Source organism: Enterobacter sp. kpr-6 (assembly GCF_900116015.1).
In the GTDB taxonomy this organism is placed as follows: domain Bacteria; phylum Pseudomonadota; class Gammaproteobacteria; order Enterobacterales; family Enterobacteriaceae; genus Enterobacter_D.
Map to the genome: position 1 here is coordinate 219,154 of NZ_FOYH01000006.1, position 12,430 is coordinate 231,583.

9 protein-coding genes are annotated in these 12,430 nt (G+C 56.5%); all 9 read left to right on the forward strand.

Annotated features, from left to right (window positions below):
* Positions 1-345 precede the first annotated feature (345 nt).
* Entirely contained in the window at positions 346-1,953 is a 1,608-nt protein-coding gene (gene dppA, locus BM373_RS15615; RefSeq protein ID WP_090463171.1) for a dipeptide ABC transporter periplasmic-binding protein DppA, read from the forward strand.
* Between the two features lie 171 nt (positions 1,954-2,124).
* Positions 2,125-3,144 carry a dipeptide ABC transporter permease DppB gene (gene dppB / locus BM373_RS15620; protein WP_090463173.1) on the forward strand — a complete coding sequence of 340 codons (1,020 nt, stop codon included), beginning with the start codon at positions 2,125-2,127 and terminating at the stop codon, positions 3,142-3,144.
* A gap of 9 nt (positions 3,145-3,153) precedes the next feature.
* Positions 3,154-4,056, forward strand: a complete 903-nt coding sequence (gene dppC, locus BM373_RS15625) for a dipeptide ABC transporter permease DppC (protein ID WP_090463176.1) — start codon at positions 3,154-3,156, stop codon at positions 4,054-4,056.
* Between the two features lie 12 nt (positions 4,057-4,068).
* The gene (gene dppD, locus BM373_RS15630) at positions 4,069-5,061 is read left to right on the forward strand and encodes a dipeptide ABC transporter ATP-binding protein (RefSeq protein WP_090463178.1); all 993 of its coding nucleotides are present in this window, start codon (positions 4,069-4,071) and stop codon (positions 5,059-5,061) included.
* On the forward strand, positions 5,048-6,067 hold the full coding sequence (gene dppF / locus BM373_RS15635; protein ID WP_090463181.1) for a dipeptide ABC transporter ATP-binding subunit DppF: 1,020 nt from the start codon (positions 5,048-5,050) through the stop codon (positions 6,065-6,067). Before dppD ends, dppF begins: the two co-directional genes overlap by 14 nt.
* Before the next feature lie 588 nt (positions 6,068-6,655).
* Positions 6,656-7,204 (forward strand): cellulose biosynthesis protein BcsO, encoded by a 549-nt coding sequence (gene bcsO, locus BM373_RS15640; protein ID WP_090463183.1) that lies wholly within the window; start codon positions 6,656-6,658, stop codon positions 7,202-7,204.
* Entirely contained in the window at positions 7,195-7,998 is an 804-nt protein-coding gene (bcsQ, locus tag BM373_RS15645; RefSeq protein ID WP_090463186.1) for a cellulose biosynthesis protein BcsQ, read from the forward strand. The genes bcsO and bcsQ overlap by 10 nt, the downstream gene beginning before the upstream one ends.
* Before the next feature lie 16 nt (positions 7,999-8,014).
* Complete coding sequence (gene bcsA, locus BM373_RS15650) at positions 8,015-10,126, forward strand: UDP-forming cellulose synthase catalytic subunit (RefSeq protein ID WP_090463190.1); 2,112 nt, start codon at positions 8,015-8,017, stop codon at positions 10,124-10,126.
* Entirely contained in the window at positions 10,123-12,420 is a 2,298-nt protein-coding gene (bcsB, locus tag BM373_RS15655) for a cellulose biosynthesis cyclic di-GMP-binding regulatory protein BcsB (RefSeq protein WP_090463193.1), read from the forward strand. The genes bcsA and bcsB overlap by 4 nt, the downstream gene beginning before the upstream one ends.
* Positions 12,421-12,430 lie beyond the last annotated feature (10 nt).

Sequence of the window (12,430 nt, forward strand, 5' to 3'; positions counted from 1 at the left end):
ATACAAAAAAAGCAGTTGTTTGTTCTGGTCGTGGGGTAGTAGCACAAATTTCCCTGCTGAAAATAGTGGGCTGCACTTTTTTTAATCTTTGTTTGCCAATTCTCACCGTCGCTGTAAATCCCGGTTACCTGTATTGACGTTTTGACATTCTGTTGACAGATTGTAGGGCATGAGGGGCATTTCACGGAGAATCTGCACTGCAACTCAGTCAACCTTGTGAAAGGATTCCCCATCTCTCATGACGCCTTCGGGCACAACCGACCAGACCGGTAAAAAATAAATAAAGGCCTGTCGGATATACCCACTGCAACGGGTAAACAACACATATCACATTGGAGCAGAATAATGAGTATTTCCTTGAAGAAGTCAGGGATGCTGAAGCTTGGTCTTAGCCTGGTGGCTATGACCGTCGCAGCAAGTGTTCAGGCCAAAACCCTGGTTTACTGTTCAGAAGGTTCGCCGGAAGGCTTTAACCCACAGCTCTTTACCTCAGGCACCACTTACGACGCAAGCTCTGTGCCGATCTATAACCGCCTGGTTGAGTTCAAAACCGGTACTACCGAAGTGATCCCGGGCCTCGCTGAAAAGTGGGAAGTCAGCGAAGACGGCAAAACTTATACCTTCCACCTGCGTGCAGGCGTGAAGTGGCAGGACAACAAAGAGTTTAAACCGACGCGTGATTTCAACGCCGACGACGTGGTGTTCTCTTTCGACCGCCAGAAAAATACCGAAAACCCGTACCATAAAGTGTCCGGTGGCAGCTATGAATACTTCGAAGGCATGGGCCTGCCGGAGTTAATCAGCGAAGTGAAAAAAGTGGACGACAACACGGTTCAGTTCGTGCTGACCCGTCCGGAAGCCCCGTTCCTGGCTGACCTCGCCATGGACTTCGCCTCCATCATGTCTAAAGAGTACGCAGACAACATGCTGAAAGCCGGCACGCCGGAGAAAGTCGACCTGAACCCAATCGGTACCGGTCCGTTCCAGCTGCTGCAGTACCAGAAAGATTCCCGCATCCTGTACAAAGCGTTTGAAGGTTTCTGGGGCACCAAGCCGCAGATCGACCGCCTGGTGTTCTCCATCACCCCGGACGCCTCTGTACGTTATGCAAAACTGCAGAAAAACGAATGTCAGGTGATGCCGTACCCGAACCCGGCTGACATCGCCCGCATGAAGAAAGACGACAAAATTAACCTGATGGAGCAGGCCGGTCTGAACGTGGGCTACCTCTCTTTCAACACCGAGAAGAAACCGTTTGACGATCTGAAAGTGCGTCAGGCGCTGACCTACGCGGTGAACAAAGAAGCGATCATCAAAGCGGTTTACCAGGGTGCAGGTACTGCGGCGAAGAACCTGATCCCGCCGACCATGTGGGGCTATAACGACGACGTTAAAGACTATGACTACGACGTTGAGAAAGCGAAATCGCTGCTGAAAGAAGCGGGCCAGGATAAAGGTCTGACCGTGGAACTGTGGGCGATGCCGGTACAGCGTCCGTACAACCCGAACGCTCGCCGCATGGCTGAGATGATTCAGGCTGACTGGGCGAAGATTGGCGTTCAGGCCAAAATCGTGACCTTCGAGTGGGGCGAATACCTCAAGCGTGCTAAAGCTGGTGAACACCAGGCTGTGATGATGGGCTGGACCGGGGACAATGGGGATCCGGACAACTTCTTCGCGACCCTGTTTAGCTGTGCGGCAGCAAAAGACGGTTCCAACTACTCTCGCTGGTGCTACAAGCCGTTTGAAGATCTGATCCAACCGGCACGTGCGACCGACGATCACAACAAGCGTATCGAACTGTACAAACAGGCGCAGGTTGTGATGCATGACCAGGCTCCGGCGCTGATCATCGCTCACTCCACCGTTTATGAGCCAGTGCGTAAAGAAGTGAAAGGCTATGTGGTTGATCCATTAGGCAAACACCACTTCGAAAACGTGTCAGTCGAATAATTAATACAAAGCACCATGCTTTATCCCCTCTCCCCAGGGGAGAGGGTTAGGGTGAGGGGATTCTGGCACCATGCCACCCTCACCCCGGCCCTCTCCCTGAGGGAGAGGGGGAAAGATTTGTGAGCAATACAGACACCGCCCTGGGCGGCGTCACTACAGAGAATCCGGGTTATGTTGCAGTTCATCCTTCGACGTCTGGGGCTTGTTATCCCGACGTTTATCGGTATCACCCTTCTCACCTTTGCCTTTGTCCATATGATCCCCGGTGACCCGGTGATGATCATGGCGGGTGAGCGTGGTATCTCCCCTGAACGTCATGCGCAGCTGCTGGCCGAACTGGGCCTCGACAAGCCAATGTGGCAGCAATACGTCAACTATGTCTGGGGCGTGTTGCATGGTGATTTAGGCATCTCGCTGAAAAGCCGTCTTCCGGTGTGGGACGAGTTTGTGCCGCGTTTTAAAGCGACGCTTGAACTCGGTATCTGCGCCATGATTTTCGCCGTCGCCGTTGGTATCCCGGTGGGCGTACTCGCTGCGGTAAAACGCGGCTCCATCTTTGACCACACCGCAGTGAGCATCGCGCTGACCGGCTACTCCATGCCGATTTTCTGGTGGGGCATGATGCTGATCATGCTGGTGTCGGTGCAACTGAACCTGACGCCGGTTTCCGGGCGCGTCAGCGACATGGTGTTCCTTGACGACACGAATCCGCTGACCGGATTTATGCTCATCGACACCGCGATCTGGGGCGAAGAAGGCAACTTTATTGATGCGCTGGCGCACATGATCCTGCCTGCGATTGTGCTTGGCACCATCCCGCTGGCGGTGATTGTGCGTATGACCCGTTCGTCGATGCTGGAAGTGCTGGGTGAAGATTACATCCGTACCGCCCGCGCGAAAGGCCTGACCCGTATGCGCGTGATTGTGGTGCATGCGCTGCGCAACGCGATGTTGCCGGTGGTCACGGTCATCGGTTTGCAGGTCGGTACGCTGCTGGCAGGGGCGATCCTGACTGAAACTATCTTCTCCTGGCCAGGACTCGGACGCTGGTTGATCGACGCGCTGCAACGCCGCGATTACCCGGTTGTGCAGGGCGGTGTGCTGCTGGTGGCGACAATGATTATTCTCGTCAACCTGCTGGTCGATCTGCTTTACGGCGTGGTGAACCCGCGTATTCGTCATAAGAAGTAAGGGGCCATCATGTCACAAGTTACTGAAAATAAAGTGGTGTCCGCACCCGTGCCGATGACTCCCTTCCAGGAGTTCTGGCACTATTTTAAACGCAATAAAGGCGCGGTCGTCGGCCTGGTGTACGTCGTTGTTGTGCTGTTTATTGCTATTTTCGCCAACTGGGTTGCGCCGTATAACCCGGCTGAACAGTTCCGCGACTCGCTGCTCTCCCCACCGGTCTGGCAGGAAGGCGGTAGCTGGGCGCATATCCTGGGAACCGATGACGTTGGCCGTGATGTAATGTCACGCCTGATGTACGGCGCGCGCCTGTCGCTGCTGGTCGGCTGTCTGGTGGTGGTGCTGTCACTGGTGATGGGTATTGTTTTAGGTCTGATCGCCGGTTACTTCGGCGGGCTTATCGATAACGTCATCATGCGTGTGGTCGACATCATGCTGGCGCTGCCAAGCCTGCTGCTCGCTCTGGTGCTGGTGGCGGTGTTCGGTCCGTCGATCGTCAACGCTTCGCTGGCGCTGACCTTCGTGGCGCTACCCCACTACGTGCGCTTAACCCGTGCCGCCGTACTGGTGGAAGTCCACCGCGATTACGTCACCGCCTCGCGCGTGGCGGGTGCCGGTGCAATGCGTCAGATGTTCGTCAATATTTTCCCAAACTGCCTCGCGCCGCTGATCGTTCAGGCGTCGCTCGGCTTCTCTAACGCCATTCTCGATATGGCCGCCCTTGGCTTCCTCGGCATGGGTGCGCAGCCGCCGACACCGGAGTGGGGCACCATGCTCTCCGACGTGTTGCAGTTCGCACAAAGTGCCTGGTGGGTCGTGACCTTCCCGGGTCTGGCGATCCTGCTGACGGTGCTGGCATTTAACCTGATGGGTGACGGCCTGCGTGATGCGCTCGATCCCAAATTGAAGCAGTAGAGAGGCGCGAGAATGTCGTTATTAAATATAGATAAATTATCGGTGCACTTCGGCGACGAAGACCAGCCGTTCCGTGCCGTCGACCGCGTGAGCTATAGCGTCAATCAGGGCGAAGTTGTGGGTATCGTCGGTGAATCCGGCTCCGGCAAATCCGTCAGCTCGCTGGCGATCATGGGCCTGATTGATTTCCCGGGCCGCGTGATGGCAGAAAAACTGGAGTTCAACGGCCAGGATTTAAAGCGTATCTCTGAAAAAGAGCGCCGCAGTCTGGTTGGCTCCGAAGTGGCGATGATTTTCCAGGACCCGATGACCAGCCTGAACCCGTGCTACACGGTCGGTTTCCAGATTATGGAAGCCATTAAGGTACATCAGGGCGGGAATAAGAAAACCCGTCGCCAGCGGGCGATTGACCTGCTAAACCTGGTGGGTATACCCGATCCGGCATCGCGTCTGGACGTTTACCCGCATCAGCTTTCCGGGGGGATGAGCCAGCGCGTAATGATCGCCATGGCGATTGCCTGCCGGCCTAAACTGCTGATTGCCGATGAACCGACCACCGCACTGGATGTGACCATCCAGGCGCAGATCATCGAGCTTTTGCTGGAGCTTCAGCAAAAAGAGAACATGGCGCTGATCCTGATCACGCACGATCTGGCGCTGGTGGCGGAAGCGGCGCACAAAATCATTGTGATGTACGCAGGCCAGGTGGTCGAAACGGGTGCCGCACGCGATATCTTCCGCGCGCCGCGCCATCCGTACACCCAGGCACTGCTGCGTGCGCTGCCGGAATTTGCGCAGGATAAAGCGCGTCTGGCGTCACTGCCGGGCGTGGTACCGGGGAAATATGACCGTCCGAGTGGCTGCCTGCTCAACCCGCGCTGCCCGTATGCTACCGACCGCTGCCGCAGCGACGAGCCAGATTTAAACCTGCTGAGCGATGGCCGTCAGTCTAAATGTCACTACCCACTCGATGATGCCGGGAGGCCGAACTATGAGTACGCATGAGGCCACCCTGCAACAACCGCTGTTGCAGGCTATCGACCTGAAAAAACATTACCCGGTGAAGAAAGGGCTGTTCGCCCCGGAACGCCTGGTGAAAGCGCTGGACGGCGTGTCGTTCAACCTTGAGCGCGGCAAAACGCTGGCGGTGGTGGGCGAATCCGGCTGTGGTAAATCCACGTTGGGCCGTCTGCTGACAATGATTGAAGTGCCGACCGGCGGTGAGCTGTACTACCAGGGCCAGGATCTGCTCAAGCACGATCCGGAAGCGCAAAAGCTGCGCCGCCAGAAAATCCAGATCGTCTTCCAGAACCCGTACGGGTCGCTGAACCCGCGTAAAAAAGTGGGCCAGATCCTGGAAGAGCCGCTGCAAATCAACACCAGCCTGAGCAAAGAAGAGCGCCGTGAAAAAGCGCTGGCGATGATGGCGAAAGTGGGGCTGAAAACTGAGCACTACGACCGCTATCCGCACATGTTCTCCGGCGGTCAGCGTCAGCGTATCGCCATTGCGCGCGGGCTGATGCTCGACCCGGACGTGGTGATCGCCGATGAACCCGTCTCCGCGCTCGATGTTTCCGTGCGTGCGCAGGTGCTGAACCTGATGATGGATTTGCAGCAGGATCTGGGGCTGTCTTACGTGTTCATTTCCCACGATCTGTCGGTGGTGGAACACATCGCCGACGAAGTGATGGTGATGTACCTGGGCCGCTGCGTGGAGAAGGGCACCAAAGAGCAGATTTTCTCGAATCCGCGTCATCCGTACACCCAGGCGCTGCTCTCAGCGACTCCGCGTCTGAACCCGGACGACCGCCGCGAGCGCATTAAGCTCACCGGTGAGCTGCCAAGCCCGCTGAATCCGCCGCCGGGCTGTGCGTTCAACGCCCGCTGCCGTCGTCGCTTTGGCCCCTGCACCCAGTTGCAGCCACAGCTAAAAGACTACAACGGCCAACTGGTCGCCTGCTTTGCGGTTGACCAGGACGAAAACGGCGAAAAGCCAATCGTTCACGGGTAAGTACAGCGCCATTGGGCAAAATCAAACCGGAGCACTTATGCTCCGGTTTTTTTATGATCTTTGTAGCGGGAAGAAAACCAGCGGTTCCACAAAAACGCAGCCCCCGCTTTAATTACGCGGGGCGTGATACTTAAAAGTTATGATAAAAACAGAATGACTTTCAGAAGAGTGGGTTAGCAAAATCAGTACACGGAATAGCCGTGAAAAGTATTTCAAAATATTTCACGGAGTAACTTTTAATTTAATTAAGAACTGTCTTATTCAGAATTTAATACCGCTGCGGCTCACGCAGGTAATGAAAAAGTCTTAGCGTTTTACTTAAGCTAATACTTTGCACTTCTTAATAGGTTTTTCCTTAGGATTTAACACTTTGCTGTTTTTTGTGCAAAAAAAAGATAGCATGTGTACAACCAAAGTTTATATATTTGCTGCAAATATGCTGCTGGTAAGTATAGCTGCAACATAGCCACGCAATAATTACGTTTACGAATATCACAACATTTATTAACCCGAACCCCTGCCAGTGAATAGCCATCATGGTAATCCGGTGGTGAGTACACTTTTATTTTGTAAATCATGAGTATAACTATGAATCATTATGATGATTTGCAGAGGTTTAAGGATAAGACCCGCACCCAGCAACACGATTTTGTGGATTTATCGTCGCAAAACCTCGCGAATGAGCATGGCAACTGGGCCATCATTAATCAGCTTGCCCCCGTAACGGAAGACTCAGCCCTGAAGATGGGCGGCCATGTGTCGCTCGCCACGCCGCAAGCTGTTGATCCCAACCTTTTCGCGGTGAAAGAAAACGCGCCCGTCGTGGAAAAGGTTAGCGCGCCTGCCACTACAAGCGATACGCCGTCTATTTTCCAGGGTGTGGCAGCCCAGCTTTCTGGCGCGCCTGCCGAAGTTAACGTTCCGGTCGCCGCACCTGTCTCTGCGCCAGTCAGCGCGTTTCCACCGCCGCCAGACGTCGTGGCCGAAAAACCTGCTGTAGCACCACAAAAGCCAGCCCCTGCTGCGCCGGTGAATTTCACTCAGCTTTTTGCGCCCAAAGTGGTTGAGACGAAACAAAAAGTCGAAAAGAACCAGCCCCTTAAATCGTTGTTAGAAAGGATCGCTTCATGCCGTTGATCTGTGTCTGTTCGCCCAAGGGCGGTGTCGGTAAAACAACCATGACGGCAAACCTGGCTTACGCACTGGCCCGGTCGGGCAGCAAAGTGCTGGCGCTGGACTTTGATGTGCAAAACGCGCTGCGTCTGCATTTTGGCGTGCCGCTTTCTGACGGACGTGGCTTTGTGGCCCGCTCGGCAGAATCCTCAGACTGGAGCCAGTTTGTACTGACCGCGGGCGGCAACATTTTTGTGCTGCCGTACGGCGATGCCACCGAAGAGCAGCGTGAAGCCTTTGAATCGCGCCTGGCGCACGATGAGCATTTCCTCATCCGCGGCCTCAACACTCTGCTTAATTACCCGGGGCTTATTATCATCGCTGATTTTCCTCCCGGCCCTTCTGCGGCGCTTAAAGCGCTGTCGCGACTGGCGGATCTGCACCTGGTCACGCTGCTGGCGGACACCGCTTCTCTCTCCCTGTTGCCGCAGGTGGAAAACAACCGTCTGACGGGCGATGTCCTGAACCGCAAAGCCGGGCACTACATCGTGCTCAACCAGAGCGATAACCGCCGGCAGATTAGCCGCGATGTCACCGCATTTATGGAGCAGCGTCTGGGCGAGCGCCTGATTGGTATCGTCCATCGTGATGAGAGCGTGGCGGAAGCGAACGCTTCCCAGCAGTCCGTCTTCGATTTCAGCCCGGCTTCGGCGGCGGCATTCGATATTGAGCTTATCGCGAAAAAAGTCGCCAATGTGCTTGGCGTGAACGTCGGTGATGGCACGGTGCACAGTCTTCCCAGGATGTCGGGATTCTAATTTCTGCGGGCAATCTATGAAAAAGTTCTTGTTTTACCTGCTCATTCTGGCGCTGGTACCTGTTGCTGTGCTGGTCGTTATTACGCCAATGGACAGCCAGAAGCAGTATATTTTTGGCCTGGTCAGCATTGGTTTGCTGTTCCTGATGGGCTACAGCAAAAAGCGCAGCATTTCGGTGATTATGGTGGTGATGTCATTTTTGATGTCCACCCGCTACATCTACTTCCGCGCCACGCAAACGCTGCATTTTAACTCTGAGATTGAAACCATTCTGGGGATTGGCCTGTTCCTCGCCGACATCTACGTCTGGGTGATGCTGCTGCTCAACTATTTGCAGACCATCTGGCCGCTGAAGCGCGAGATCGTCAAACTGCCGGACGACATGACCCAGTGGCCGACGGTTGACGTTTATATCCCGACCTACAACGAATCGCTGGACGTGGTGCGCGACACCGTGCTGGCGGCGCAGTGCATTGATTATCCAAAAGATAAAATGAAAATTTATATTCTGGATGATGGTAAGCGCCGGGAATTTGCCGTCTTTGCCGCCGACGTTGGCGTCGGGTATATCACCCGTAACGACAACTCCCACGCCAAGGCCGGTAACCTCAACCACGCGATGAAGTTAACGCATGGCGAGCTGATCTGCGTCTTCGACTGCGACCACGTTGCCACCCGTATCTTCCTGCAGGCCACCGTCGGCGGCTTCCTCAAAGATCCGAAGCTGGCGCTGGTGCAAACCCCGCACTACTTCTACTCGCCGGATCCGTTCGAACGTAACCTCTCCGTGGGCCGCAATATTCCTAACGAAGGGCAACTGTTCTACGGCCCAATCCAGCAGGGTAACGATAACTGGAACGCCACCTTCTTCTGCGGCTCCTGTGCGGTCATTCGCCGCAGCGCGCTGGAAGAAATCGGCGGCTTCGCCGTTGAAACCGTGACCGAAGATGCGCACACGGCGCTGAAAATGCAGCGTCTGGGCTGGAAATCGGCGTTTATTGATATTCCGCTGGCGGCCGGTCTTGCCACCGAGCGTCTGGTGTTGCACATCATCCAGCGTACCCGCTGGGCGCGAGGCATGACGCAGATTTTCCGTCTCGATAACCCGCTGTTCGGGCGCGGCCTGACCATTCAGCAGCGCCTGTGCTATTTAAGCGCGATGCTCTATTACCAGTTCGCCCTGCCGCGCATCGTCTTTTTGACCGCGCCGCTGGCGTACCTGTTGTTTAACCTGAACATTATTTACTCCTCGGCAAGCCTGGTGTTTGCCTATGCGCTGCCGCACCTGTTCCTCGCGATCTACCTGAACTCGCGGCTCAACGGGCGCTACCGCTACAGCTTCTGGGGTGAAATTTACGACCTGGTGCTGGCGTTCCATATCGTGCTGCCGACCGTCGTAACGATGATTTTCCCGAAACGCGGCAAGTTTAACGTCACCGATAAAGGCGCGCTGCTGAACGTCGGCTACTTTGATTTCCGGGTCGTGCGCCCGCATCTGGTGATCGCCGTCCTGCTGGGGATCGCCGTGATATGGGGTATCGTGCGCGCCTTCGCCCATGACCACTTTGGCGTTGACCCGAAAGTTATCGCGCTTAACGTGGCGTGGGGGCTGTACAGCCTGATCTTCCTGCTGGCGGCGATTGCCGTGGCGCGGGAAACCCGTCAGACGCGTAAAACGATTCGTATCGACGTCAACATTCCGGTGCTGATCCACTACGCCAGCGGTATTTCTTCGCGCAGCCATACCGTCGATCTGTCGATGGGCGGCTGCCGTGTCGCGATCCCGGACGACCGCCATCTGAATGACGCCATTGAAGAAGTCGAACTGCTGTTGCAGTCCGGGGCGATCAGTATTCCGGTTGAAACCATGGGGACGGATGAGGAATACATCCGCCTGAAATTCGCTGAAGACATTCCGCTGGCGCGCCGCCGTGAACTGGTGCGCGTGGTGCTCTCTCGTGCGGATGCGTGGATTAACCCGCCGAAGCCGCAGGACAACCCGTTCCGCTCGATGCTGACCATCATGCGCTGCGTATTCGATCTTTTCTGGCTGACCTGGAAAACGCGTCGGGAAAACCGCCGCCAGCGCGCCGTTCTCAATGCTTCCCGGGAGGACGGCAGCGTATGAAAAAGCTGACAACCCTGGCCATTCTGGTCAGCGCGCTGTTTATCACACCGTTGCACGCGCAGGACATTGCGCCGGACGCTATGCTGCCGCTGGATTTACCTGCGCCAGTGGTGGATACCGCGCCGGTTGCGCCGCCGCCCGCCTTTGTGCCGTCGGTGGTTACCGCCATTACCGTGGCGCAGATGGGCCAGCCGCAGGGCATCGTGCTGAGTGGCGGCCAGTTGCAGGGGGGCATTAACTTCACCCTGCCGGTCGGCCAGGTCACCACCAACGCGCAGCTTTCGCTGAACCTGAAAGTGTCACCAGCGATGGCGGCGCGCAACACCACGATGCAACTGATGCTTAACGGCCAGCCGTTAGGCACCGTGCCGCTGGGCGCGGCTGAATCGGATATCTCGCGCTTTCAGTTAGATATCCCCGCCGCGCTGATGGTGTCGAGCAACACCATCAGCTTCAAAATCAACGATGGCGACGCCATGATGTGCCAGCGCGATCTGACCGATAAGTATCGCGTCACCATCCTGCCGGACTCCGCATTTAGTCTCGAAGGGCAGGCGCTGGATATTGGCTCCGATTTAAGCCACTTCCCGCGTCCGTTCTTTGACGATATGCAGATGACGCCTGCCACCATCACCTTTGCTTTCCCGGCGAAAAGTACGGCGGACACCATCAGCGCGGCCGCGCTGGTGTCGTCGTGGATGGGTATTCAGGCCGACTATCGCGGCGTGTCGTTTGCGGCGCTGCGCGATCGTCTGCCCGAGCAAAACGGCATTCTGATCGGGCACCCCGGCGAGCAGATCGGCGGGTTAACTCTCCCGAAGGTGACGCAGCCAACGCTGACTATCATCGATAACCCGGCGAACCCGACCTACAAGCTGCTGCTGGTGGTGGGCAAAGACGAGAATGCGCTACGTGCAGCGGCCTGGCGTCTGACGCGCGGTAATTTTGCCCTGCAAACGGCAAGCCTGCCGGTGGACGCGGAGACGATCCCGCAGAGCAAGCCGTACGACGCGCCGCGCTGGATCCAGACCGATCGCCCGGTGAAACTTTCTGAGTTGATCCGTAAAGATCAGAGCCTGACGGTAAACGGGATCTGGCACGACGCGCTGCGCGTGGCCTTCCGCGCTGCGCCGGATCTGTTCCTGTGGGATGGCGAAACCATTCCGCTGCGCATCGGCTACCGTTTCCCGTCGGAAAACTGGATCGACGAAAACCGCTCGTGGCTCAGCATGACCATGAACGACACTTTCCTGCACAACCTGCCGGTCAACAAGCAGGGCGCACTGGAAACGCTGTGGCACAAAATCGGTGGCGATGCCCGTCAGGAGCAGTTCGATATGCCGCTGGAACCCTACATGATTTACGGGGACAACCAGCTATCGCTCTACTTCAACATCGTGCCGAAAGCGAGCGCGCCGTGTAGCGTGCTGTTAAACAACAACATCAAAAGCCGTATCGACGATGACTCGTGGATTGATTTAAGCCACACGCGCCACTTTGCGCTGCTGCCGAACCTCTCCTATTTCGTCGGCGCGTCGTTCCCGTTCACCCGTCTTGCGGACTACTCGCAAACGACGCTGCTGCTGCCGGAAAAACCGACCGAAACGCAAATCGCCACGATGCTGGATATGGCGGCCCGCTCCGGTAATGCGACCGGGACGGCGCTGGCCCACAACCGCGTGGTGCTGGGTATTCCGTCAGCGGGCTCGAACCTCGAACTGCTGCGCGATCGTGACGTGCTGGCGGTGACCGATCTCAGTCAGCACAGCTTTAACGATGCGCTGATGAAGACGTCGCCGTTTGTCGCCCATAACAATATGCTCAGCGTGCGCGAGCCGACGCAGTGGGAAAAAATCCAGCGCTGGATGGCCGGAGACTGGAGTGCCGACGGCGTTGATGCTGATCGCTACTTCTCCTCTAACGAATCCTGGCGCGGGTTTGTCAGCTTCCGCTCGCCGTGGAGCCCGGAGCGCACCGTGGTGACGGCGATGGGCAGCAACGACGACCAGCTTTCACGATTGCATGGCGATCTGACCTCCGCGCGAATTAACGCCGGTATCCGCGGCGATGCGGCGATCATCACCAACGAAAACGGCGTGCGCAGCTTCCGCGTCGGGCCACAGTATCCGCGCGGTGAAATGCCGACGCATCTGATGATCATCTGGTACGCCAACCAGCACTCCGGCCTGCTCGCCATTCTGGGACTGCTGTTTGCCTGCATTCTGGGCCTCGCACTGTATGCCGTGCTGAAAAGACGCGCCCATAAGCGTCTGAATCCTGATGACAATGAGTGAAAGGGTGACA

Bases quoted from the DNA above. Each gene is read 5' to 3' on its own strand.
- bcsB (WP_090463193.1), top strand. From the start codon at position 10,123: ATGAAAAAGCTGACAACCCTGGCCATTCTGGTCAGCGCGCTGTTTATC.
- bcsQ (WP_090463186.1), top strand. From the start codon at position 7,195: ATGCCGTTGATCTGTGTCTGTTCGCCCAAGGGCGGTGTCGGTAAAACA.
- dppB (WP_090463173.1), top strand. From the start codon at position 2,125: ATGTTGCAGTTCATCCTTCGACGTCTGGGGCTTGTTATCCCGACGTTT.
- dppD (WP_090463178.1), top strand. From the start codon at position 4,069: ATGTCGTTATTAAATATAGATAAATTATCGGTGCACTTCGGCGACGAA.
- dppF (WP_090463181.1), top strand. From the start codon at position 5,048: ATGAGTACGCATGAGGCCACCCTGCAACAACCGCTGTTGCAGGCTATC.
- bcsO (WP_090463183.1), top strand. From the start codon at position 6,656: ATGAATCATTATGATGATTTGCAGAGGTTTAAGGATAAGACCCGCACC.
- dppA (WP_090463171.1), top strand. From the start codon at position 346: ATGAGTATTTCCTTGAAGAAGTCAGGGATGCTGAAGCTTGGTCTTAGC.
- dppC (WP_090463176.1), top strand. From the start codon at position 3,154: ATGTCACAAGTTACTGAAAATAAAGTGGTGTCCGCACCCGTGCCGATG.
- bcsA (WP_090463190.1), top strand. From the start codon at position 8,015: ATGAAAAAGTTCTTGTTTTACCTGCTCATTCTGGCGCTGGTACCTGTT.